The sequence below is a fragment of the Salmonella sp. NW38 genome (assembly GCF_051807745.1).
Lineage (GTDB): Bacteria > Pseudomonadota > Gammaproteobacteria > Enterobacterales > Enterobacteriaceae > Salmonella > Salmonella enterica.
On the sequence record NZ_JAMMTO010000006.1, the window covers coordinates 96527 to 122046 of the forward strand.

The 25520-nt window shown below is 53.8% G+C and carries 18 protein-coding genes and 1 pseudogene; 14 read left to right on the forward strand and 5 right to left on the reverse strand.

From position 1 onward, the window contains the following. Positions 1 to 60 precede the first annotated feature (60 nt). From mdsC to mdsA, 3 genes are read right to left on the reverse strand one after another with little or no spacing between them, the layout of a single operon-like run. Positions 61 to 1518 carry a multidrug efflux transporter outer membrane subunit MdsC gene (gene mdsC / locus NA624_RS12295; protein WP_001543180.1) on the reverse strand — a complete coding sequence of 486 codons (1458 nt, stop codon included), beginning with the start codon at positions 1516 to 1518 and terminating at the stop codon, positions 61 to 63. Between the two features lie 16 nt (positions 1519 to 1534). Continuing rightward, a complete protein-coding gene (gene mdsB, locus NA624_RS12300) occupies positions 1535 to 4702 on the reverse strand; it encodes a multidrug efflux RND transporter permease subunit MdsB (RefSeq protein ID WP_000673155.1) in 3168 nt (1055 codons plus the stop codon). Further along, entirely contained in the window at positions 4699 to 5925 is a 1227-nt protein-coding gene (gene mdsA, locus NA624_RS12305; protein ID WP_001254860.1) for a multidrug efflux RND transporter periplasmic adaptor subunit MdsA, read from the reverse strand. The genes mdsB and mdsA overlap by 4 nt, the downstream gene beginning before the upstream one ends. 276 nt (positions 5926 to 6201) lie before the next feature. Between mdsA and golT the strand changes: the two genes are divergently transcribed. The 13 genes and pseudogenes from golT to foxA all read left to right on the forward strand — a co-directional run bounded on the left by golT (position 6202) and on the right by foxA (position 22413). Continuing rightward, entirely contained in the window at positions 6202 to 8490 is a 2289-nt protein-coding gene (gene golT / locus NA624_RS12310; RefSeq protein WP_000083315.1) for a gold/copper-translocating P-type ATPase GolT, read from the forward strand. A gap of 11 nt (positions 8491 to 8501) precedes the next feature. Beyond that, positions 8502 to 8966, forward strand: a complete 465-nt coding sequence (golS, locus tag NA624_RS12315) for an Au(I) sensor transcriptional regulator GolS (protein ID WP_001020583.1) — start codon at positions 8502 to 8504, stop codon at positions 8964 to 8966. A gap of 77 nt (positions 8967 to 9043) precedes the next feature. After that, on the forward strand, positions 9044 to 9238 hold the full coding sequence (gene golB, locus NA624_RS12320; protein WP_001159470.1) for a gold resistance metallochaperone GolB: 195 nt from the start codon (positions 9044 to 9046) through the stop codon (positions 9236 to 9238). Between the two features lie 291 nt (positions 9239 to 9529). Further along, positions 9530 to 10783, forward strand: coding sequence for an MFS transporter (locus NA624_RS12325; RefSeq protein ID WP_000288504.1), 1254 nt, complete (start codon positions 9530 to 9532; stop codon positions 10781 to 10783). A gap of 188 nt (positions 10784 to 10971) precedes the next feature. Beyond that, positions 10972 to 12930: a site-specific DNA-methyltransferase gene (locus tag NA624_RS12330; protein WP_000910364.1), complete on the forward strand. Its 1959-nt coding sequence runs from the start codon at positions 10972 to 10974 to the stop codon at positions 12928 to 12930. Between the two features lie 9 nt (positions 12931 to 12939). Further along, positions 12940 to 15912: a type III restriction-modification system endonuclease gene (locus NA624_RS12335; RefSeq protein WP_077905330.1), complete on the forward strand. Its 2973-nt coding sequence runs from the start codon at positions 12940 to 12942 to the stop codon at positions 15910 to 15912. A 276-nt stretch (positions 15913 to 16188) separates the two neighbouring features. Continuing rightward, a complete protein-coding gene (ssaA, locus tag NA624_RS12340) occupies positions 16189 to 16290 on the forward strand; it encodes a small effector SsaA (RefSeq protein WP_000934834.1) in 102 nt (33 codons plus the stop codon). Positions 16291 to 16406: 116 nt separating this feature from the next. Next, positions 16407 to 17810, forward strand: a complete 1404-nt coding sequence (locus NA624_RS12345; RefSeq protein WP_000393711.1) for a cytochrome ubiquinol oxidase subunit I — start codon at positions 16407 to 16409, stop codon at positions 17808 to 17810. Further along, a complete protein-coding gene (cydB, locus tag NA624_RS12350; RefSeq protein WP_000151038.1) occupies positions 17807 to 18817 on the forward strand; it encodes a cytochrome d ubiquinol oxidase subunit II in 1011 nt (336 codons plus the stop codon). Before NA624_RS12345 ends, cydB begins: the two co-directional genes overlap by 4 nt. After that, positions 18763 to 18948 carry a DUF2474 domain-containing protein gene (locus tag NA624_RS12355; RefSeq protein WP_305954967.1) on the forward strand — a complete coding sequence of 62 codons (186 nt, stop codon included), beginning with the start codon at positions 18763 to 18765 and terminating at the stop codon, positions 18946 to 18948. Before cydB ends, NA624_RS12355 begins: the two co-directional genes overlap by 55 nt. Continuing rightward, positions 18867 to 19059: pseudogene (locus NA624_RS12360) on the forward strand (hypothetical protein). The gene NA624_RS12355 and the pseudogene NA624_RS12360 overlap by 82 nt, the downstream one beginning before the upstream one ends. Positions 19060 to 19154: 95 nt before the next feature. Further along, on the forward strand, positions 19155 to 20159 hold the full coding sequence (gene foxR, locus NA624_RS12365) for a ferrioxamine uptake transcriptional regulator FoxR (protein WP_000074606.1): 1005 nt from the start codon (positions 19155 to 19157) through the stop codon (positions 20157 to 20159). 145 nt (positions 20160 to 20304) lie between these two features. Further along, positions 20305 to 22413 carry a ferrioxamine B receptor FoxA gene (gene foxA, locus NA624_RS12370; RefSeq protein WP_001127745.1) on the forward strand — a complete coding sequence of 703 codons (2109 nt, stop codon included), beginning with the start codon at positions 20305 to 20307 and terminating at the stop codon, positions 22411 to 22413. Between the two features lie 38 nt (positions 22414 to 22451). Here the strand turns inward: foxA and NA624_RS12375 are convergent, their stop codons facing one another. After that, positions 22452 to 23084 (reverse strand): LysE family transporter, encoded by a 633-nt coding sequence (locus NA624_RS12375; RefSeq protein ID WP_000433131.1) that lies wholly within the window; start codon positions 23082 to 23084, stop codon positions 22452 to 22454. 231 nt (positions 23085 to 23315) lie between these two features. On the opposite strand from NA624_RS12375, the gene yahO reads away from it, so the two are divergent. Continuing rightward, positions 23316 to 23591 (forward strand): DUF1471 family periplasmic protein YahO, encoded by a 276-nt coding sequence (gene yahO, locus NA624_RS12380; RefSeq protein ID WP_000848026.1) that lies wholly within the window; start codon positions 23316 to 23318, stop codon positions 23589 to 23591. Positions 23592 to 23726: 135 nt separating this feature from the next. On the opposite strand, the gene prpR is transcribed toward yahO, so the two are convergent. After that, positions 23727 to 25352, reverse strand: coding sequence for a propionate catabolism operon regulatory protein PrpR (gene prpR, locus NA624_RS12385; RefSeq protein WP_000205284.1), 1626 nt, complete (start codon positions 25350 to 25352; stop codon positions 23727 to 23729). Between the last annotated feature and the right edge of the window lie 168 nt (positions 25353 to 25520).

A 25520-nucleotide genomic window follows, 5' to 3' on the forward strand; every position in this document is an offset into this window, starting at 1 on the left:
TTGCAGGTAATATATGCCTGTTTAGCGCGCGCGCCGCACTGGCGACGCGCGCTATTTGGGCTAACCTTGCTTTTTCTCACTATATTCCCGCCAACCGCCGCCTAATGCTTTATACAGGTTAATGATATTTAACTGTTGCATGAGACGTGTGCGTACCAGGCGCTGTTGCGCGCCATAAAGCATACGATGGGTATCAAGCAGCGTAAGGTAGTCATCGACGCCTTCCTGAAAACGGAGTCCGGCCAGCTCATAGGCGATTTGACTGGCTTCAACCGCGCGTTGTTCTGATTGCACCTGGTCATTCAGCGTACGCTGTCCCGCCAGACCATCCGCCACGTCGCGAAAGGCTTGCTGAATAACGTTTTCATACCTGGCGATTTCAATCTGTTTTTGGACATGCGCCCTGTCCAGGTCAGCGCGTAATGCGCCGCCGTGAAAGAGAGGCAAGGTGATTTGCGGTAGAAAACGCCAGCTTCCCGATCCCGGTTCAAAGAGCCCGCTAAGAGACGCGCTGGCCGTTCCCGCCGTGCCTGTCAGGCTGATTGTCGGGAAGAAGGCGGCGCGCGCTGCGCCTATTCGGGCGTTTGCGCCGCGCAGCCTGTACTCGGCGGCGCGAATATCCGGGCGGCGTACCAGCAGATCTGACGGTAATCCGCCTGGCAGAGTGGTCGGGATCGCGCCTTCCGTAAGCGTGACCGCCTCGTTTAGTCGACGCGACAGTTCAGGCGTGAGCGGCTGGCCCAACAGCAATTCCAGCGCGTTACGATCCCGCGCCAACTGTCGCGTATACGCCGCGCGATTGATTTCCGCAGAACGCAGCGCGATCTCCGCCATACGCAGATCGAGCTGTGTGGCGTTGCCTGTCCGGGCAAGCTGGGTTGTCAATGTGTATGAACTTTTTTGCGCGGCCAGCGTATCTTCGGTTAAGCGCAGCAGCTCCCGGTCAGCCCGTAGCGTCAGCCAGGCGCTGGCGACTTCGGAAACCAGGCTCATTCGCGCCGCAATGTACGTCTCATCAAGCGCCATATAGGCGGCTAATGCCTGGTCGCTAAGGCTTCGCACTCGCCCCCAGAGATCCAGTTCCCAGGCCGTCGTCGCCCCAGCCATCTCGTAGCGTCGGTTAATCTCAGGCTCGTCCGTGACGCTGAGATCGGCGGGAGTGCGACCGGCGTCCATGGCGGTGGCGATGCCGAGCGTCGGCAGCATCTCCGCGCGCTGAATACGGTATAACGCCCGGGCGGCTTCAACATTGAGCCCTGCCTTGCGTAAATCCCGATTATTGCGTAACGCGATCGCGATCAGTTCCTGTAGAAGCGGATCGTGGAAGAAATCACGCCAGCCAATGTCAGCGGCATCCGGCGCGCCAGAAACGGTTGACGTTGCGTAGGGATAGACCATCGCAGTCGGCGATGCGGGGCGTTCGTGTTTCGGCGCCATCGTACAGCCAGCAAGCGTGGTGACGAAAGCAAGCGTCGCCAGCGTGGCGGTCTGCCGATAGCCTGTAAAAGTGATCTTCATTATGCCATTCCCATCATTATGCTTGCTGATCATGCGAATCAACGCGGTTCTCACGCTTTAATGCCATCCTGCGAACCACCACGTAAAATACAGGCGTCAATAACAGGCCGAAGAGCGTGACGCCCAACATTCCGGCAAACACGGCGATGCCCATCGCATGTCGCATTTCCGCGCCGGCACCCGTCGCGAGTACCAGCGGTACTACGCCTGCGATAAAGGCGAATGAGGTCATCAGGATAGGACGCAGACGCAGGCGTGACGCTTCCAGCACGGCGGTCAGCGGGTCTGCGCCGTCGTGTTCTTTGGCGCGGGCAAACTCGACAATCAAAATGGCGTTCTTGGCCGCCAGGCCGACCAGCACCACGAAACCAATCTGCGTAAAGATATTGTTATCTCCGCCAGATACCCACACGCCGACAATGGCTGAGAGTAATGACATAGGCGCAATAAGCAGGACGGCGAAGGGCAGCGACCAACTGTTGTACTGCGCCGCCAGGATCAGGAAGGCCAACAGCACCGCCAGCGCAAAGATAGCAAGCGCGGAGTTGCCGGCCTGTTTTTCCTGATAAACCAGATCGGTCCATTCGAAGACCATCCCTTCCGGCAACGTTTCACGCACGATCTTTTCAATCGCGTCCGTCGCCTGTCCGGAGGAAAAGCCCGGAGCCGGTCCACCGCTAATATCTACCGAGGGGAAGCCGTTGTAATGGATGATTCTGTCCGGCCCCGACTGGCGCATAATCGTGACGAAAGCGCTAAGCGGGATCATCTCGCCCTTCGCATTGCGGACTTTAAGCAGGCCGATATCCTCTTGTTGCATACGGAATGGCGCATCGGCCTGCGCCATCACCCGCCAGGTGCGGCCAAATCGGTTGAAATCGTTGACGTAAAGCGATCCGAGGTTAATTTGCAACGTTTCAAAGATGTCGGTGAGCGATACCCCCATTGATTTCGCCTTCACCCGGTCGATATCCACCTGTAATTGCGGGGCGTTCGTCTGGAAACTGGCCAGCATATTGGCCAGTTCGGGCGTCTGCATCGCCTTAGACATAATCTCGCTTTGCACCTTTGTCATCGCTTCAAATCCCAGTTCCGCACGATCTTCAATCTGCAATTTAAAGCCGCCCGTCGCGCCAAGCCCTGGAACCGGCGGCGGCGGGAAGATGCCAATAAATCCGTCGGGAATGTGGCTAAATTTGTGCATTAGCTTTCCGGCGATAGCGTTAGCGGAAAGCGAAGGATCTTCACGCTCGTCAAAGGGTTTCAGCATGGCGAACATCAGCGCCGAATTTGGCACATTTACCGGGCCGTTAACCGACAGGCCGGGGAAGACGACGACGCTTTCAACGCCGGGTTCCGCCAGCGCGATAGCGGACATCTGTTTCACGACCGCCTCTGTGCGATCCAACGATGCGCCGCTTGGGAGCTGGGCGATGCCGACGAGATAGTATTTATCCTGCGCAGGCACAAACCCGTTCGGCACCTGATGGAAGCCAAGCCAGGTCAGCCCCACAAAGCCAGCATAGAGCACAATCACAATGACGCTGCTGCGCACGGCCCGACGGACGGCGCTAACATAGCGGTTCGACGCGCTGTCGAAGAAACGGTTAAAGCGATGGAAAAAACCGCCAGTGACCGTGCCCATCAACCGCGTTAGCCAGTCAGCCTTCGCAGTATCGTGGTGCGGTCTTAACAAAATGGCGGCCAGCGCAGGGGAGAGCGTCAGTGAGTTAATGGCCGAAAGGATGGTCGAAATAGCGATGGTCAACGCGAACTGACGATAAAACTCACCCTGCAGGCCCGCCAGGAATGCGGAAGGGATAAAGACCGCCGTTAGCACCGAGGTAATAGAAAGAATGGGACCAGTGACTTCATCCATGGCCTTCTTTGCCGCCTCTCCGGGACTTTTGCCCTGCGAGATATGCCGTTCCACGTTTTCGACCACAACGATGGCGTCATCGACAACGATACCTATCGACAGGACCAAACCAAACAGCGAAAGCGTATTCAGCGAAAAGCCAAACAGGTGCATCAAGGCAAAGGTGCCGACCAGCGAAACGGGAACCGCCACCAGAGGAATAATGGACGCCCGCCAGGTTTGCAGGAACAGCACCACGACAAGGACGACCAGCACGAGGGCTTCCAGCAACGTAATCGCCACCGATTGTAGCGATGCGCGCACGAAGACCGTAGGATCATAGGCAATCCGGTATTCGATATCCTGCGGGAAGTTTTGCTGCAACTCATCCATTTTGCCGCGAATCGCGTTAGACACGTCAATCGCATTGGCGCCCGGACTTTGAATAATCTGTAACGCTGGCGCCGCTTCGCCATTCAGTAAACTGCGCAGCGTATAGGCATCTGCGCCCAGCGTGACGCGGGCGACATCACGCAGTCGCGTCACCTCGCCGTCAGCGCCGATTTTTACCACAATCTCGCCGAACTGTTCTTCGCTGGTCAGGCGGCCCAGCGTGTTTACTGTCATCTGAAAAGCGGCGGAGGCCTCCGGCTGTTGCCCGACGGAACCGGCGGCGACCTGTACGTTTTGTTCCCGCAACGCCGTAACGATATCACTGGCGGTAAGACCGCGGTTGGCGATTTTCGCCGGGTCCAGCCAGACGCGCATGGCGTACTCGCCCGCGCCCCAGACGAGAACATCGCCGACGCCGGGTAAACGGGCCAGCTCGTCGCGAACCTGCCGGATGGCGAAGTTAGACAGGTAAAGCGAGTCATAGCGTTTTTGCGGCGAGACAAGATGGACCACCATCAACATATCGGGGGACGTTTTCTCCGTTACAACGCCAATTCGCTGGACTTCTTCGGGCAGGCGAGGCAGCGCGCGGGATACCCGGTTTTGCACCTGAATTTGCGCCATATCAGGATCGGTTCCCTGTTCGAAGGCGATAGAGATAACCATGCGACCATCAATGGCCATCTGGGTATTCATATACAACATGCCGTCAACGCCGTTGATCACCTGTTCCAGCGGCGCGGCTACCGTATCGGCAATCACTTGCGGGTTAGCGCCGGGGTAGCTGGCGCTAACCTGTACCGTGGGCGGCGTAACGGCCGGATATTCACTCAGCGGCAGTTTTAAAAAGGCGATAGCGCCAGCCAGCAGCATTAACAGCGACAGGACGATGGCGAAGATGGGGCGTGCAATGAAAAAGTGGGTGAATTTCATTGGCGCACCGCCTTCGACGCGCTGTCGCCGTCCGCTTTAGTCAATGTCGCGGTCTGTTTATCGGTCACATTCTGCCGCATCGGCACCAGACGCGGCGCAACGGTCATGCCAGGACGCACCAGCCCCTTGAGGATGATTTTTTCTCCCGGCTGTACTCCCTGTGTAACGACGCGGAGTCCATCGACCATTTGTCCCAACTCAACCGGACGATACTCCACCTGATTCTCCTTGCCGACGATCAGCACATAGTTTTTGCCCTGATCGGCGCTCACCGCCAGATCGTCAATTAGCACGGTTTCCCGCGGCTCGCCGATGGGCAAACTGATTCGGGCAAACAGGCCGGGAGAAAGCATTCCGTCGGGGTCAGGAATCACGGCGCGCGCCCGGATAGTGCCGGTGCTGCGGTTCATCTGATTGCCCATAAAGTCGAGTACGCCCTGATAAGGCAGCCCGTTATCGGTGGTTAACCCCATGTTGACTACCGGTGGATTTTTGTCGGAGCGGGTATGCCGTAACGCCTTCAGCCAGGTGGCTTCGTCAATATCGAAATACACATACATGGGATTGTGAGACACGATAGTCGTCAGAAGCGTGGCGTTACCCGCTACGCCGCCGCTGACCAGATTGCCCCGGGTCACCAGTATGCGGTCAACGCGTCCGGCAATGGGCGCGGTAATACGGGTCCAGGAGAGTTCAAGGCGCGCTGCGGCGACGGCGGCTTTGGCCGATTGCATCTGCGCCTGTCGCGCATTACGCGTGGCGGTGACATCGTCAGCGTTTTTACGTGATACGGCGCCGCTGGCGACCAGTCGTTGAATGCGATCGAAATCCGCCTGCGCCTGGCGGGCCAGTACTTCAGCCTGACGTAATTGCGCGACGGCGGTGTCGAGGGCGACCTCGAACGGGCGCGGATCGATCTGGAACAGCAGTTGTCCGCGGCTTACCAGACGTCCTTCCGGAACGCTGACGGCGTCAAGGGTTCCTCCCACGCGCGAACGCAGCTCCACGGTCTCCGGCGCGGCCAGAAAACCGGTGAATTCCGCCGTAGGCGCGAGTGTGCGGCTAAGGGCTTTAGCAACCGGTACCGACGGTGGAGGCGGCGCGCTGGCCGGTGGGCCGACGGCGTTGCCTTTATCCCATAGTGCTTCGCCGGCCATGTAAATCACGCCCCCGATGGCGGCGATGACGCCGGCTATCAACATAATTTTGAATGTTCTACGCATGTCGTTTCCCTCTTTACCGCAGCGTGTCGGCCATTCCGCAACGCTGCCGCAGAATTTTTGGCAAAGGCTAGGCGTTACAACGAAGGAAAGGTCAAGCGTTCCTGACGGGTTTTTACGGGGCGTGGGGCGGCATCGTGGCGTAAATGTCTCGCATCATCCTCTTTTATGAGCCATCTCACATTCTCGCCGAACCGTGCAGCCTGAATACGCTTGACCTTCCCACAATGGCAAGCTTTAGGCTTTCTGATACCGAATAGTCAGGATGGGGAAGTCGTCATGAGTCAGTCAGAAAATCGTCACGACACGATAAGCTTACTTATTGAAGGTATGACCTGCGCGTCGTGTGTCGCTCGCGTTGAAAAAGGTATTAAGGCTGTGCCTGGCGTAACGGACGCTACGGTGAATCTGGCGACGGAGCGCGCCACCGTCCGCGGGACGGCGTCGGCGGAGGCGGTGATCGCGGCGATTGAAAAAACGGGGTATGAGGCGCGACCGGTAGAGACGGCGGGGCAGGGCGAAGACGACTCTGAAGAGAAAAAAGAGGCCGAGCGCGTCAGGCTGAAGCGCGATCTGATTCTCGCCAGCGTGCTGGCGCTCCCCGTTTTTGTGCTTGAAATGGGTTCGCACCTTATTCCTGGTATGCACGAGTGGGTGATAAAAACGATTGGCCTGCAACAAAGCTGGTACTGGCAATTTGCACTGACCCTGTTGGTGCTGACGATCCCCGGTCGCCGTTTTTACCTTAAAGGGTTCCCGGCGCTGGCGCGTCTGGCGCCGGACATGAACTCGCTGGTCGCCGTGGGAACCTCAGCGGCATTCGGCTACTCGCTGGTGGCGACCTTTACGCCCGACCTGTTGCCTGAAGGGACGGTAAACGTCTATTACGAGGCCGCCGCAGTGATTGTCGCGCTTATTCTGCTGGGGCGCTTTCTGGAGGCAAGGGCGAAGGGGCGGACTTCCGAAGCGATTAAACGTCTGGTGGGGCTACAGGCGCGGGTCGCGCATGTGTTACGCGAGGGCCGCATCGTGGATATCCCTGTCGACGAGGTTGTGCTGGGCGACTGTGTGGAGGTTCGGCCAGGCGAGCGGATACCGGTTGACGGCGAAGTGACCGAAGGCCGCAGCTTCGTTGACGAGTCGATGATTACCGGCGAACCGATACCGGTAGAGAAATCCGCAGGAAGCGCGGTGGTGGGCGGTACCGTAAACCAAAAAGGCGCGCTCACGCTGCGGGCGACCGCCGTCGGCGGACAGACCATGCTGGCGCAAATCATTCGTCTGGTGGAACAGGCGCAGGGTTCAAAACTGCCGATTCAGGCCGTCGTGGATAAAGTGACGCTGTGGTTTGTCCCAATGGTAATGCTTATTGCTGCGCTGACCTTTGTGGTATGGCTGGCGTTTGGGCCGTCGCCAGCGCTGACTTTCGCTCTAATCAATGGCGTTGCGGTGCTGATTATCGCCTGTCCTTGCGCGATGGGCCTGGCGACGCCGACCTCCATTATGGTGGGAACCGGTCGTGGGGCGGAAATGGGCGTGCTGTTCCGTAAGGGGGAGGCGTTACAGCTACTCAAAGACGCTAAGGTGGTGGCCGTAGACAAAACCGGGACGCTTACCGAAGGCCGCCCGGTACTGACCGATCTCGACGTGGCCAGCGGCTTTGAACGCCGTGAGGTGCTGGCGAAAGTCGCGGCGGTAGAATCGCGTTCAGAGCATCCGATTGCCCGTGCGATTGTCGTGTCGGCAGAAGAGGAAGGGATCGCGCTACCAGGCATGAGCGGCTTCGAATCGGTGACCGGGATGGGCGTATACGCTACCGTTGACGGTACGCGTGTTGACGTGGGGGCCGATCGCTATATGCGCGAAATTGGCGTGGATATTAGCGGCTTCGCCACCACCGCCGAACGGTTAGGACAGGAAGGGAAATCGCCGCTCTATGCGGCTATTGACGGTCAACTGGCGGCGATTATCGCCGTGGCCGATCCGATCAAACCCAGTACGCCCGCCGCAATTAACGCTTTACATCAGCTCGGCATTAAGGTCGCCATGATCACTGGCGATAATGCCCGCACGGCACAGGCTATCGCCAGACAGTTAGGAATTGATGACGTGGTCGCCGAGGTATTGCCGGAAGGGAAAGTCGAGGCGATACGGCGCCTGAAAGCGGCGTATGGGCAGGTGGCGTTTGTCGGCGATGGCATCAACGATGCGCCAGCGCTGGCGGAGTCCGACGTGGGGCTGGCGATTGGCACCGGCACCGATGTGGCGGTGGAATCCGCCGACGTCGTACTAATGTCCGGCAACCTGCAAGGCGTGCCGAATGCTATCGCGCTGTCTAAAGCGACCATCCGCAATATCCACCAGAATCTGTTCTGGGCCTTTGCTTACAATACGGCGCTGATTCCTGTCGCGGCAGGCGCGCTATTTCCGGTCTGGGGCATATTATTGTCCCCGGTATTCGCCGCAGGGGCGATGGCGATGTCGAGCGTGTTCGTGCTGGGCAACGCTTTGCGGCTGCGCCGTTTCCGGGCGCCGATGGCAACCCCATCCGATACATCCACGACATGAGGAGGAGCGTCATGAACATCGGTAAAGCAGCTAAAGCATCGAAAGTCTCGGCCAAAATGATTCGCTACTATGAACAGATTGGTCTGATTCCCGCGGCAAGTCGGACGGATTCCGGCTATCGGGCCTATACCCAGGCTGATGTTAATCAATTGCATTTTATACGCCGCGCGCGCGATCTCGGCTTTTCAGTTGCTGAAATCAGCGACTTACTGAATCTTTGGAATAACCAGTCGCGGCAAAGCGCTGACGTCAAACGCCTGGCGCAGACGCACATTGATGAACTGGACAGACGTATCCAGAACATGCAGCACATGGCGCAAACCCTCAAAGCGCTGATTCACTGCTGCGCCGGCGACGCGCTGCCAGATTGCCCCATTCTGCATACGCTTGGACAACCTGACGATAGCGAGCCGGAGGCGCGTACCGGAGCGGTATTGCGCCGTCCTCGTCGCCACGGACTGGCAAAGCGTCTGTAAGTCCTGAGATTACGCTTGACCTTCCAACACTGGCAAGGCCCAGACTGGCAACAGTTCCCACACAAAAGGAGTTCACTATGCAGTTCCATATTGATGACATGACCTGCGGCGGCTGCGCCAGTACGGTAAAAAAGACGATTCTGACTCTTGATGCTAATGCGACGGTGAGAACCGACCCGGCGACGCGTCTGGTTGACGTTGAAACGTCGCTATCCGCGGAGCAGATTGCCGCCGCCCTGCAAAAGGCCGGTTTCCCGCCGCGCGAGAGGTAATCGGCAATGGCGATCGGTCTGGCGACAGGCCGGTCGCGATACGCTAGCCACGCTTCGCTTTCCTTTGCATGAGATAATCCCCATAAAAAATGTGACAAATCATGTGTCAGTAAGCTTTGTTAATAATATGTAATGATTTGTCTATTTTTGCTAACATTTTACCTGCTATATACAAAAAGATAACAAATAAGTAGCGCAACGCTACCTTGTTACGTCGCTTTGACGACGGGAGCGCTCCAGCGTTTCGCCGCTTCAAAGCTTGATGTTATTTTTTGATGCAGGACACTACCTATGTACACCCCCCTGAACTGGACGACGACACAACGACATGTGGCGTTTGCCAGCTTTACCAGTTGGATGCTGGATGCGTTTGATTTCTTTATCCTTGTCTTTGTACTTAGCGATCTCGCCGAATGGTTTCACGCTTCCGTATCGGACGTTTCCATTGCGATTATGCTGACCCTGGCGGTACGTCCCATTGGCGCGCTGCTATTTGGCCGAATGGCGGAAAAGTACGGACGTCGACCGATACTGATGCTCAATATTCTGTTCTTCACGGTGTTTGAACTGCTTTCCGCCTGGTCGCCCACCTTCATGGCATTTCTGATTTTTCGGGTCATGTACGGCGTGGCGATGGGCGGGATATGGGGCGTCGCGTCATCACTGGCGATGGAAACCATTCCCGATCGTTCGCGTGGCCTGATGTCGGGCATTTTTCAGGCGGGCTATCCCTGCGGCTATCTGTTCGCCTCGGTTATTTTTGGCCTCTTCTACAGTATGGTAGGCTGGCGCGGCATGTTCCTGATTGGCGCCCTGCCTGTTGTCTTGCTGCCTTATATCTGGTTTAAAGTGCCGGAATCCCCCGTCTGGCTGGCGGCCAGAGCGCGTAAAGAGAATACCGCGCTGCTTCCTGTTCTGCGCAAACAGTGGAAGTTGTGTCTGTATCTGGTGCTGGTCATGGCGTTCTTTAACTTTTTCAGTCACGGCACGCAGGATCTCTATCCTACCTTCCTGAAGATGCAGCATGGTTTTGATCCGCATCTGATCAGTATCATTGCGATTTTTTATAACATTGCCGCGATGCTCGGCGGTATTTTCTACGGTACGCTATCGGAACGTATTGGGCGTAAAAAAGCGATCATGATCGCCGCCTTTCTTGCGCTTCCGGTACTCCCGCTATGGGCATTTTCCAGCGGATCATTCACGATTGGCCTGGGCGCGTTCCTGATGCAGTTTATGGTGCAGGGCGCCTGGGGTGTCGTGCCGACCTGGCTGAACGAGCTGGTTCCGGCGAATGCGCGCGCTGTACTGCCAGGGTTTGTTTACCAACTGGGTAATTTACTGGCGTCGGTTAATGCGACGTTACAGGCTCGCATCGCGGAAACGCATGGTGGCAATTACGGGTTGGCAATGGCGATCGTGGCTGGCGCGGTGGCTATTTTAATCTGTGTATTTGTGGCATTTGGTCGCGAGACCCGGGGAGTCGTCATCTCCGGTACAGATAGCGACGCACTCCCGGAGTCGGCCGTCGGTCATCGCACGTAAACACTACGCTCCTGGCGCATACTGTCGCCGGGAGCACGCCTTCCCCCCGTCGTTTTCACGCCCTTTCAACGAACAACAAAGGTTAATGATGGCATCTGCCTTTCGTGACCATTACAATCATCGCTTACTTTTTTCTTTATAAGAAATTGATTGTTGGACCTTAAAATTATCAACGGAGCGAAGATATCATGTTGAAAGATAACCAAAAACACAACGAGTCTGTTGCCCCGAATAGCGCCTTTCTGTCTGAGTTACAACGTGCATTACCGGAATTTTTTACCGCCGATCGCTATAACGAGCAGGGCGAACTGATCGCGAAAGGCGGATTTGATCTCGCCAAATTTGAGCGCGCGTTGAAAGCGCGTAATATTGATGAGCTGACTAGCGGTTATCAGATTGATTTTATTGGCAAAGATTACGCAAAAAAACAGGCGGGTGAAAAATCCGTTACCGTTATCGTTCCTGACGTGGAACACAATACTCTGGCAGAAAATAAAAACAGCCATAATCTTTTTCTGACCGGAGATAATCTGGATGTGTTACGCCATCTGCAAAATAATTACGCCGATACCGTCGATATGATCTATATCGATCCCCCTTATAACACCGGATCGGACGGGTTTGTCTATCCCGATCATTTTGAATATAGCGATCGGGCGTTGCAGGATATGTTTGGTCTTAATGATACTGAACTGGCACGTTTAAAATCCATTCAGGGTAAATCGACGCACTCCGCGTGGTTATCTTTCATGTATCCGCGTCTTTTCCTGGCCAGGAAGCTCCTGAAAGATACCGGATTTATTTTTATCTCTATCGACGATAATGAGTACGCCAATCTTAAATTAATGATGGATGAGATTTTTGGCGAAGGCGGATTTGTCACCAATGTGATGTGGAAGCGCAAAAAAGAGATTTCTAACGACTCTGATAACGTTTCCATCCAGGGAGAATACATTCTTGTTTACGCCAAAACCGGCCAGGGCGCTTTACGTTTAGAACCGCTTTCTAAAGAGTATATTCAGAAATCCTATAAAGAACCGACCGAACAGTTTCCAGAAGGGAAATGGCGACCGGTGCCGTTAACGGTGTCAAAAGGGCTGAGCGGCGGCGGCTATACCTATAAAATTACCACGCCGAACGGTACGGTACACGAAAGACTATGGGCTTATCCTGAAGCCAGTTACCAAAAACTGGTGGCCGATAATCTGGTCTATTTTGGCAAAGATAACGGCGGTATTCCCCAGCGAGTCATGTACGCGCACCACAGTAAAGGGCAGCCAACGACCAATTACTGGGATAACGTCGCGTCGAATAAAGAGGGGAAAAAGGAGATTCTGGATCTCTTCGGCGACAACGTTTTTGATACGCCGAAACCGACCGCATTATTGAAGAAAATTATCAAGCTCGCCATCGATAAAGACGGCGTCGTTCTGGACTTTTTTGCCGGTTCCGGCACTACGGCCCATGCGGTAATGGCGCTGAATGAAGAAGATGGGGGGCAGCGCACGTTTATTCTGTGTACTATCGATCAGGCATTAAGCAATAACACTATCGCGAAAAAAGCAGGTTATAACACTATTGATGAAATCAGCCGTGAGCGAATTACACGCGTTGCGGCGAAGATCCGCGCCAACAATCCCACGACCAATAGCGATCTCGGTTTTAAACATTATCGTTTTGCCACTCCGACACAGCAGACGCTGGACGATCTGGATAGCTTCGATATTGCTACCGGCCATTTTATCAATACCAGCGGTCAACTGGCCGCTTTCACCGAGTCAGGATTTACCGACATGATCAATCCTTTTTCCGCCAGAGGATTGGGCGTGCCGGGCGGCGCAAGCGGCGAAGAGACCTTATTAACGACATGGCTGGTCGCCGATGGTTACAAAATGGATATTGACGTACAGACCATTGATTTTTCCGGCTATTGCGCCAGGTATGTTGATAATACGCGCCTGTATCTGATTGATGAACGATGGGGAACCGAGCAGACCCGCGATCTTCTCAACCACATTGGTACGCACCAGCTTCCGGTTCAGACCATTGTCATTTACGGCTACTCTTTCGACCTTGAATCCATTCGTGAACTGGAAATCGGCTTAAAACAGCTTGATCAAAAAGTGAACCTGGTGAAGCGTTATTAAGAGGGGATGATGATGAATATTTTACTGGAAGAACTTCCCCATCAGGAACAGGCGTTAGCGGCGATTCTGGCGAGTTTCACCGGTATCGATCACGCGCAGGCCGATCATAATCACTATGCTAATCCGCTGATTAAGGAACGTTACGACGATAAGGCCAATATTGACGTTAAAATGGAGACCGGGACGGGCAAAACCTATGTCTATACCCGGTTGATGTATGAACTGCATCAGAACTACGGCCTCTTCAAATTTGTGCTGGTGGTGCCGACGCCAGCCATTAAAGAAGGCGCGCGGAACTTTATCACCAGCGATTACGCCAGACAGCATTTTTCACAGTTCTACGAAAATACGCGGATGGAACTTTGCACCATTAACGCCGGTGATTTTAAAGTAAAGTCGGGGCGTAAAAATTTTCCGGCCCAGCTATTAAGTTTTACCGATGCCAGCCGTCGTGATAGCCATACGATTCAGGTTTTGCTGATCAATGCGCAAATGCTCAATTCCGCCAGTATGACGCGAGACGATTACGATCAAACGCTCCTGGGTGGGCTGACGTCGCCTGTTAAAGGGCTGCAAATGACGCGACCGGTGGTCATTATTGATGAACCGCATCGTTTTGCGCGAGATAACAAATTTTATCGAGCGATTCAGGCTATTCAGCCGCAAATGATCGTCCGCTTTGGCGCTACCTTCCCGGATATTGTCGAAGGTAAGGGTAAAAATAAATGTGTACGTAAAGATTACTATCGCCGGCAACCGCAGTTTGATCTCAACGCGGTGGACAGTTTTAACGATGGTTTGGTGAAAGGTATTGATATTTATTACCCAAATCTCCCCGAAGAACAGGCCAACAATCGTTATATCGTTGACAGCGTCACGGCAAAGAAATTAATCCTCCGACGGGGGGGCAAAATTGCCGAGGTTGGCGTGGGCGAAAATCTCGCCGATGTCGATGCAGGATTTGAAGGCAGTATCGAATATGCCGGCAGTAAAATGTTGTCGAACGATCTGGAGCTGGAGGCAGGGATGGCGCTGGTGCCAGGAACCTTTGGCGCGAGCTACCAGGAACTGATTATTCAGGACGCCATTGATAAGCATTTTGATACCGAGCAGGCAAATTTCTTACGCAGCAATGAGCCAGAAAATAATGCCCCGCGTATTAAGACCTTAAGCCTTTTCTTTATTGACAGTATTAAAAGCTATCGTGATGACGAAGGCTGGTTGAAACTGAAGTTTGAGTGTTTACTGAAAAAGAAACTGATGCAACTGATTGACGATTATCAGCGCAAGACCCTGCCGCGAGAAGTGGAGTATCTGTCGTTTCTGCAGGCCACGCTCGCCAGCCTGCACTCGGATAACCAAAACGTCCACGCTGGTTACTTTGGCGAAGACCGCGGAAGCGGCGATGAGGCGATCCAGGCTGAGGTAGATGATATTCTGAAAAATAAAGAGAAGTTGCTCAGTTTTTCAGACCATCACGGCAACTGGGAAACGCGCCGCTTTCTGTTTTCAAAATGGACGCTTCGCGAAGGCTGGGATAACCCGAATGTTTTTGTCATTGCTAAATTACGTTCTTCCGGTAGCGAGTCGAGCAAAATTCAGGAAGTGGGGCGCGGCCTGCGGCTACCGGTAGATGAAAACGGCCATCGCGTTCATCAGGAAGAGTGGCCGTCCCGGCTGTCGTTTCTGATTGGTTATGATGAAAAAGCGTTTGCCAGTATGCTGGTTGATGAGATTAATCGCGACAGCAAAGTTCAGCTTAACGAGCAGAAACTGGATGAGGCGATGATCACACTCATCGTCACCGAGCGACAAAAAGTCGATCCTGCGTTTACGGAGCTTCGTTTGCTGGAAGATCTGGATGATAAAAAACTGATCAACCGGAGTAATGAGTTTAAACCCAGCGTAACGCTTAACGGGGAAACTAAAAGTGGTTTTGCGTGGCTACTGGAGTTCTATCCTGAGCTGACGCAGGCGCGGGTGCGAGCGGATCGCATTCGTGACAATAAGCCCGCCTCCCGACTGCGAGTCAGGTTACGCAAAGAGAATTGGGAACAACTTAGCAGTATCTGGGAGCAGTTTTCCCGCCGTTATATGCTGCAATTCGAGCGTAGCGGCGCTTCTTTGGAACAGATTGCCGCCGAGGTGCTGCGCGATCCGGCGCTGTATATACGCCAGAAGCCAAGCCAGGTGCAACAACGGCTGGTATCGAATGAAGATAATGGCCGTTTTGAAGTGGCGCAGCGGGAAGGCGAATTAGCCGCCAGCGAATTTATGGCGGGCATGAAATATGGCCATTTTCTTAAGCAACTGGCGTTACGTACCAGTCTGCCGGTTAACGTCCTGCACCCGGTGTTAATGGCGATGCTGCGTGATGTTTTGCACGGAGATTCACGTTATTTAAGCGAGATCTCGTTGGACAATATGACCCGCGCATTACAGGCGCGGATTAATGCGCATTTTGCGCAGCGCCACGATTATCTGCCTCTCGATTTTCAGGCTTCAACGTCGGTATTTGATTCCACGGCACGGCAGTTCAGAGAGGAGATTAGCGCTGAAATTGTGGGGAAAAATGTGGATGAGAATGCGATAGACGATCCCCGTTCTCTCTATCAAATACCGCCGTTGCGTTATGACAGCGTCGATCCAGAATTGCCGCTATTAAAATACGATTATCCGCAACAGGTTTCTGTGTTTGGCAAACTGCCTAAGCGGGCCATTCAGATCCCCAAATATACGGGGGGCTCTACTACGCCGGATTTTGTGTACCGTATTGAGCGTCAGGACGCCGACAGTGTTTATTTACTGGTTGAAACTAAAGCAGAAAATATGCGCGTAGGCGATCAGGTTATTCTTGATGCGCAACGTAAATTCTTCGATATGCTGCGTCGGCAAAATATCAATGTCGAGTTTGCGGAAGCGACCAGCGCGCCGGCGGTATTTTCTACGATCAATGGCTTGATTGAGGGGAAGGTAAACTAACGGGTTTGAATGAACCTTAACGGTTATCTTTTTGATAGACCATATAAAATGGCCGCCGCGCAGCGAGCGTTGCGGTCATTCTCCCTGAGCTAATCCCCCGTCCCGTAAACCGCGTTGACTTGAAGGTTATCGTTTTACGTCTATTCTTAACTTTCAGCTAAGCGTATTTTGCTGAAATTGCAAATAGTCTTGAGGACGCTGTTTTTTTGTTTTGCCGTTATTTTTATAACGGCCAGGTAGATATTGCCAATTGAATGTAACTAAGGGAGACATGTTATGCTAAATAGATACTACCGTTTCGCTGTCGAAAAAGACGACCCCTCCGAAGCGCCAGAGTCGGGCGATAAACCTGACAGCCAGCCGCAAAAAAAATCGTAATTTATCTGGATATTCCCCGACGTTTTTACGTTTGGGGAAAATAACCGTTTCGTTTCAACCTGGTTGCGAACAGTGAATATTTTACACGAAGTGACTATATATAAACGGGAGGGAACATGGAGTTTGATGCATTCTTTTTAGCGAGACTCCAGTTTGCCTTTACCGTCTCTTTTCATATTATTTTCCCCGCGATTACGATTGGCTTAGCCAGTTACCTGGTGGTACTGGAAGGTTTATGGCTAAAAACGCGTAATCCTGTCTGGCGCTCGCTCTATCAGTTCTGGCTCAAAATTTTTGCCGTCAACTTCGGGATGGGCGTGGTCTCCGGTCTGGTCATGGCTTACCAGTTCGGAACGAACTGGAGCGGTTTCTCCCAGTTCGCCGGCAGTATCACCGGGCCTTTATTAACCTATGAAGTGCTCACCGCATTCTTCCTGGAAGCGGGATTCTTAGGCGTGATGCTTTTTGGCTGGAACAAAGTCGGGCCGGGCCTGCATTTCTTGTCTACCTGTATGGTGGCGTTGGGCACGTTAATGTCGACGTTCTGGATTCTGGCGTCTAACAGCTGGATGCATACCCCGCAGGGATTTGAAATTCACAACGGTCAGGTAGTCCCGGTGGACTGGTTCGCGGTGATTTTCAACCCGTCGTTCCCGTATCGCCTGTTGCATATGTCCGTTGCGGCGTTTTTAAGTAGCGCGATGTTTGTCGGCGCGTCCGCTGCCTGGCATTTACTGAAAGGTAACGATACGCCGGCTATCCGCCGTATGTTCTCGATGGCGTTATGGATGGCGGTCGTGGTGGCGCCCGTTCAGGCATTGATTGGCGATATGCACGGCCTTAACACCCTGAAGCATCAGCCGGTCAAAATTGCCGCGATTGAGGGGCACTGGGAAAATACGCCCGGCGAGCCAACGCCGCTTACGCTGGTAGGCTGGCCGGATATGGAGGCGGAACGGACCCGCTATGCGCTTGAGATCCCGGCGTTGGGCAGTCTGATCCTGACGCATAGCCTGGACAAACAGGTGCCTGCGCTGAAAGATTATCCCAAAGAGGATCGCCCCAACTCTACCGTGGTGTTCTGGTCTTTCCGTCTGATGGTGGGCATGGGCGTACTGATGATCTTCCTGGGGCTGGCCAGCCTGTGGCTACGCTACCGACGCCGACTGTATCATTCGCGGCCCTTTATGCACTTTGCGCTGTGGATGGGGCCGTCCGGGCTTATCGCCATCCTTGCCGGATGGGTGACGACTGAAGTAGGACGTCAGCCGTGGGTGGTCTATGGCCTGCTGCGAACGCGTGATGCGGTTTCCGCGCACAGCACCTTGCAGATGAGCATCAGTTTGCTGGCCTTCTTTGTGGTCTATTCCCTGGTCTTTGGGGTTGGCTATATTTATATGATTCGCCTTATCCAGAAAGGGCCGCAGCCGGCGGAGACACCGACCGCTGAAACCGATGGCAGACCCGCGCGTCCTATCTCTGCCGTGGGAGAATCGCTTGAGCAGGAGAAACGCGAATGACCATCGATCTTCCGGTTATCTGGTTTGCTATTATCGTGTTCGCCACGCTGATGTATATCGTGATGGATGGTTTCGATCTGGGCGTCGGTATCCTGTTTCCGTTTATTCGCGATAAACACGATCGCGATGTTATGGTGAACTCAGTCGCGCCGGTATGGGACGGGAACGAAACCTGGCTGGTGCTGGGCGGGGCCGGGCTTTTTGGCGCGTTCCCGTTGGCTTATGCCGTCATCAGCGACGCGCTGACTATCCCGCTGGTGGTTATGCTGCTTGGTCTTATCTTTCGCGGCGTCGCTTTTGAATTCCGTTTTAAAGCCACCGAGTCGCATCGCGCGTTCTGGGATAAATCCTTTATCGTCGGGTCAATCCTGGCGACCTTTGCCCAGGGGGTTGTGGTGGGCGCGGTGGTGAGCGGTTTTCAGGTGGAAGGGCGAACCTTTAGCGGTTCGCAGCTTGACTGGCTGACGCCGTTTAATCTGTTCTGCGGCGTCGGTCTGGTCGTCACCTACGCGCTGCTGGGCGCTACCTGGCTGATTATGAAAAGCGAAGATCCGTTGCATAGCCGGATGTGCGCGCTGTCGCGCCCGTTGTTGATCGTCTTGTTGCTGGTGATGGGAGGCGTCAGCGTGTGGACGCCGCTCACCCACGACGACATCGCCGAGCGCTGGTTCACGTTGCCCAATTTATACTACTTCCTGCCGGTGCCTGTGCTGGTGTTGGCTTTTAGCGTCTGGCTATGGCGCAGCGTGAAAAAACCAGAATCCCATGCGCGTCCATTTATTCTCACGCTAGGGTTGATTTTTCTGGGGTTCAGCGGGTTAGGCATCAGTATTTGGCCGAATATTATTCCACCGGATATTTCGCTGTATGCCGCCGCCGCGCCGCCGCAAAGTCAAAGCTTTATGCTGGTTGGGGCGCTGATAATCATCCCGATTATTCTGGCTTATACCTTCTGGAGCTACTACGTCTTCCGTGGAAAAGTGCGACATGGAGAGGGATATCACTGATGGTTAAAGTGAAAAAATGGTCGCGGCGAGTCGTATGGATGGTCGCGATATGGTGCGCCAGCGTGCTTCTGCTGGCGGGCGTCGGAATGTTGTTCAGACTGCTCATGACCTCCGCAGGATTTCGCTCCTGACTGATACCCCCCGGACGCGCTTTCGTCGCTGGCGAAAGCGCGTTTTTATCGACAGATCGGCGTTTATCGATCACCTTTGCTCGTCTTATCTCTCCCCTCAATAGCGGTTGATAATTATTCTCATCTTTATTGTCGTTCCCGGGCCGCAGTGATATGGTTACACAGTGGCTAACGCTCTGGTATAACGCAGATAAACGGTATTGATAATGTCTCCGATCTCCTGTCACTCTTCCGCCGCCCCGGCGATGAAAAAGATCTTTTCCGTCAGCGACTTCATCGCGTTTGGCGAGCGTTATGGCATTGATTACCGCTTCCCTGCGTTACCGCAGTATACGCAGAGTAGTCCCGTACTTCATGGCGATATCGAAGAGATAGCGCTTCCTGGCGGGATTTGCATTACACGCTCGGATGTTCACGTGTTACAACCTTATGAAACCACCTCTCGCCATAGCAGTCCGCTGTATATGCTGGTGGTGCTGGAAGGTAACGTTGCGCTGGCTGTCAATGAGCAGACCTTTTTGTTGAGCGCGGGGATGGCGTTTTGCTCGCAACTGAGTGAGCAGCAGACGATACGCGCCCATCACGGCGCAGACAGTAAATTGCGCACCTTGTCGCTGGGAATGTACCCGGACGGCGGATGGCGGGAGCGTTTGCCTGTCTCGCTGGCAGACGAGTGGGAAAATAGCGCAACCTCGGCGAGGGTCTGGCAGGTGCCGGAGTTTCTGCTTTCGGGGTTACGTTATGCGCAGCAGCCCGGACCTCATGCGGCGTCACGCCAGTTAATGCTGGAAGGCATCATGCTGCAATTGCTGGGCTATGCGCTAAATCTATGTCAGCCCGCAACGCAAAAACGCGGGCTTCCCGTCACCGGTAAATATCAGCGGCTGGAGCTCATTCGGCGTTTACTGGAGCAGACGCCGGAAAAAGCCTACACGCTGAACGAACTGGCGCGTCGGGCGGCAATGAGTCCAAGTAGTCTGCGGTGCAAGTTTCGCCATGCCTATGGGGGTACCGTGTTTGATTATCTGCGCGATTGCCGCCTGGCGCGCGCGCGTCGTTATCTGATGGAGGGATACAGCGTGCAGCAGGCCGCCTGGATGTCAGGCTATCAACATGCCACAAACTTTGCGACGGCATTTCGTCGGCGTTATGGCTGCTCGCCCGGCGAGCTGCGTGACGCGTCTCTGACGGCGTCACGACACTGTGCGTAACGCGCTCCGCCAGAGCGGTAATATCCGCCGCTAACCCGGTTTTCTGCCGCTTTGGGTGATTTTTTATCATTGCGCATAGGCAATCTGGCGTTACGCATAGTGGTCCGTTATCTCTAAAAGGTAATAATTCTTATTTACAATAAAGATGCCTTTGGAGATGTTCATGTTTGCGACAACGCGTATGGCGCTATTGATAGGCGGATCTATCGGCGGCGCGACTTTTCCTCTTTTTGCCCAGGAAACCACAAAAAATGATACCGTCATTGTCACCTCGCCCGTTCAGAGTGGCGCGACCAAGCTGGCGACGCCAGATATTGAAACGCCGCAGTCGGTATCCATTATTACCCGCCAGCAGTTTGAAGAGCAGGGCGCAACCAGCGTGCGTCAGGCGGTCAGCTACACCCCAGGCGTATACAGTAATCAGATAGGCGCCTCTAACCGCTTTGATTACATCGTATTGCGTGGTTTTTCGGACGGTAGTCTGGATAACGTCTATCTCGACGGGTTAAAAATGATGGGCGACACCAATTCACACAGTTCGTTGGTGGTTGACCCCTGGTTTCTGGAAGATATCGAGGTGGTACGCGGCCCGGCGTCCGTTCTGTATGGACGTTCATCGCCAGGCGGCATTGTCGCGCTGACGTCGCGAAAACCGGCGTTTGATGCCGGGGGAGAGGTGAAGCTGTTTGCCGGCAATCACAACCAGCGCGGGGCGGCTTTTGATGTGACCGGCCCACTGGATGACAATGAACGTGTGGCGGCGCGTCTTAGCGGCATGACACGTTACGCCGATTCGCAGTTTACCCCCTTGAAAGAGGAACGCTATGCGCTGATGCCGAGCCTGACCTGGCGAATTACCGATCGGACGCGTCTTGATCTTATGGCCTATCTGCACCGTGATCCGGAAGGCGGTAGCCACTCCGGACTGCCTTATCAAGGCACGGTTGTACCTTATAACGGCGGAAAAATTTCTAACACTTTCTTTGAAGGTGAAGATGACTACGACAAATACGATCGCCGTGAAAATATGGTGGGTTATAACATTGAGCATCTGTTCGATAACGGCTGGTCGGTACGGCAAAAATTGCGCTATTTGCATACCAAAGTGACGTTGAATCAGGTCTATGCCGCAGGTTGGTTGAATGAAACGGCGCTGAATCGCGGCTATTCCGGCTCCGGGGAGAAAATGTCGGCTATCGCGCTGGATAATCAGCTCGACGGCAGCGTGGATACCGGGGCGATTAATCATCGTCTGCTGGTGGGGATCGATTATCAGGATCGCAGTAATCATACTACTGGCTATTATGGCGCGTTTCCGCCGATTGACGCTTTCAACCCTGTTTATGGCGCTCAGCCGGATTACATTACGTTGTATAGCCGTGAAAAACATAAGCTGCGGCAGACCGGATACTATTTACAGGATCAGATGTCATGGGATCGCTGGCGCTTTACGTTGGGCGGTCGTTACGATCGGGTCAGCGTGTCTAACATCGACAAACTTCATGATTCACGCAGCGATCTCGATAAAAACAACGTCAGCACCCGTGCCGCGTTGCTTTATCTGTTCGACAATGGCGTCGCCCCCTATCTCAGTTATTCTACCGCGTTTACGCCGACCAGCTTCGCCGACGAAAACGGCAATGTTCTGGAACCGATGAAAGGCAAGCAGTGGGAGGCGGGGGTAAAATACGAACCGCTGGGGGGGAACAGCCAGTTTAGCGCCGCCGTGTATCGTATTAACCAGACCAATATCGCGACCAAAGAAGAACCTACCGATCCGTACCGCTCGATTGGTGAAATTGAGTCTAAAGGGGTTGAACTGGAGGCCATTAGCCATTTGTCGGATAACGTCCGTTTGCAGGCGGCGTATACCTATACTGATATCCGTTATAAGAAAAGTAGCCCGCAAGAGCAGGGTAAGCGCGCGGTTTATGCTCCACGGAACCAGGCCAGCGCCTGGCTAAGCTACGATGTGAAAAGCGGTCTGTTAGAGGGGCTGACTTTGGGCTCCGGCATTCGGTACGTCAACGGCGTGACCAGCGATCGCCTGAATACCCACACCTTGCCGTCCTATACACTGGTCGATATGGTGGTTGGGTATGATTTATCCAGCATTGGGTTAAATGGCTTGAGCGCCCAGCTCAACGTAAATAACCTGACGGACAAACGCTATGTCGCTGCCTGTAATTCGCTCTCTTATTGTTATTTTGGTGCCGAGCGTAGCATTGTAGGCAGCGTGTCATGGGCGTTTTGATAACGCTTATCGTCCGGTAGCAAAGGCTACCGGGCAAACTAGCGGTGCGTCACGCCTTCATAGAGAAGTCTGAGCGCAAACATCCCGATAATGGCGCCGATAACACGGCTGGCAATGCGCTGTATTCGCCCATAAGCGCGGCGGACTGCGGGGAGCGAAAAGGCCTGGCTGAGAAAAATACGCCAGATAACGGATGACAGCACAATTCCGGCCCAGGCCATTAACCTTGCCCATGTGGGCGTTTCTGCGCTAAGCGTTACGGAAAAAATACTAATAAAAAACAGTACGGTTTGCGGATTGGATAAATCGGTCATTAATCCCCGGCGAAAGAAAATCGTCCACGGGGCGGCAATCGGCGTCTGGAGCGTGCTCATTTGCGGCGTCGCCTGGTGGCGAATACTGTTCCAGGCGAACCATAATAAATAGGCGCCGCCGACAATTTTGATAAGAGAAAATACCGCTTCGCATTGCGTAATGAGCGTCGCCAGACCGAAAAGCCCCAGCCCGGAATAAAAGGCGTCTCCTGTAGCGACGCCCAGGCCGGTGATGACTCCCGCCCGGCGTCCTGATGCGAGGCTGGTTTGCACCACCACAAACAGATTCGCGCCGGGATTAAAAAAGGTTAACACAAACAGACTGACGGTAAGCACAACGGCATGAAACGGCTCCATAGACAACTCTTCCCATAGCCTCAAGAAATAACGTTCATCTTATTAATAGTCAAACCAGATGATTGCGAGTGAGATCACAAAGCAGGGGCGTTTTAATCCGCGTTGTTACGCCGACAGAGCGGGGGCTGACTGGATTTTTCCAGCAATCTACACTACTTATTTAATCAGTCCGAACGGCCTTTTTGTTCTGATAAAGCGATGATGGCGTAATAATAAAACGAGGGTTTTGCTATGAAAACTGGCTACAAGGTTATGCTTGGCGCATTAGCGTTTGTCGTGACAAACGTTTATGCCGCAGAAATCATGAAAAAAACAGACTTTGATAAAGTCGCCTCCGAATACACGAAAATTGGCACGATTTCCACCACCGGGGAAATGTCGCCGCTGGATGCCAGAGAAGATTTAATCAAAAAGGCGGATGAAAAAGGGGCGGATGTGGTGGTGCTAACGTCCGGGCAGACAGAAAATAAAATTCATGGTACGGCTGATATTTATAAAAAGAAATAAAAGCGTTGCATCATAAAAATACCCGCCTGGGTTTCCGGCGGGTATTTTTATTCCTGGCAACCGGCATCCGTTTTGCCGGATGACGGCCTGCAGTAAACGTAGCGCCATCAGGCATTCAGGACGCTGTCATTTGTCTTAATTACCCGACTGGTCTTTGGCACCTGCTTTTAAACGACGCCACAGAGTGGTGCGGCTAATCCCCAGATAACGCGCCGCCGCGGTCTTATCGCCCTTAAAGCGCGCCAGTACATCTTGTAACGTGTGCGCATCCACGGTTGAAGGCGTCAGCTCTGCTGTGTTCACCATAAGCTCAGGTAATAACTGCCGCATAAATTGCCTGTCCAGCGTTGGCGCGGGATCGACGCTTAAAAAAAGTGCCAGGCGCTCCATCATATTACGCAGTTCGCGAATATTACCGGGCCAGCGCCAGGCCAGCAAAAGCGGCTGACACTGTGTCAATCCATGACGTATCGATTCGGTAAACGGAATTTCCATCGCCGCCAGCGACTGTTTTAAAAAGCTTTCCGCCAGCGGCAAAATATCAGCCTGCCGCTCGCGCAAAGGAGGAAGCGTCAGGCGCAGAATACTCAGGCGGTAAAAGAGATCGGGGCGAAAACGTCCTTGCATTATCTCCCGATCCAGATCGCAATGCGTAGCGCTGATCACCCGGACATCCACCGGGACCGGCTGGTGTCCGCCGACGCGAGTGACGGCTTTTTCCTCCAGTACGCGCAAAAGTCGGGTTTGTAACGGCAAGGGCATTTCGCCGATTTCATCCAGAAACAGCGTGCCGCCGTGTGCGATTTCAAACAGCCCCGCCCGGCCTCCTCGTCGTGAACCGGTAAACGCGCCCTCTTCATAACCAAACAGTTCCGCTTCCAGCAACGACTCGGTAATCGCGCCGCAATTGACGGCGACAAAAGGAGGGGATGGCTTATTCTGACGGTGAGGCTGGCGGTGAAAAAACGTCTGGTGAATCGCCTGCGCCGCCAGCTCTTTTCCGGTCCCTGTTTCCCCCTGAATCAGCACTGCCGCACGGGAGCGGGCATAGAGTGTAATCGTCTGGCGGAGCTGCTCCATTTGCGGCGACTGGCCGCGTATATCGCCCAGTTCATACCGGGTTTGTAATCCCTTGCCGGATGGGTAATCCACGCGCTGTCTCCGTGTCAGACGGGTCATATCCAGCGCATCATGGAAAGCCTGACGAACGGTCGCCGCAGAATAAATAAAGATGGCGGTCATACCCGCTTCTTCCGCCAGATCGGTAATTAATCCCGCGCCGACGACGGCCTCAATACCGTTGGCCTTAAGTTCGTTAATTTGCCCGCGCGCGTCCTCTTCGGTGACATAGCTTCGCTGTTCAAGACGGAGGTGAAAAGTTTTCTGAAAGGCAAGTAAAGCCGGAATGGTCTCCTGATAGGTCACGATACCGATAGACGAGGTGAGCTTTCCCGCTTTCGCCAGTGCCTGTAATACATCGAATCCGCTGGGCTTGATGAGGATCACCGGTATTGACAGGCGACTTTTTAAATAGGCTCCATTCGAACCCGCCGCGATAATCGCGTCGCAGCGCTCGGTCGCCAGTTTTTTGCGAATGTAGGTCACCGCCTTTTCAAAGCCGAGTTGAATAGGCGTGATGGTCGCCAGATGATCGAATTCCAGGCTGATATCCCGAAACAGTTCGAACAGACGCGTTACGGAGACCGTCCAGATCACCGGTTTATCGCTATTATCGCGCGGAGCGCTGTGGGCAGTCGTCATCGCAGTAGGTTCATCTTTAAGGGGCGATTTTTTGTTTTAAACGTGTTTCATAAATGTTGCAATGAAACGGAACGATTCGTTTCATGAAACGTTAGCTGACACGTTTTTCTTTTCCCTTAATCGCGCTTATTCATAACAGAAATGACTGTAATCACCTGTTTTTAAATC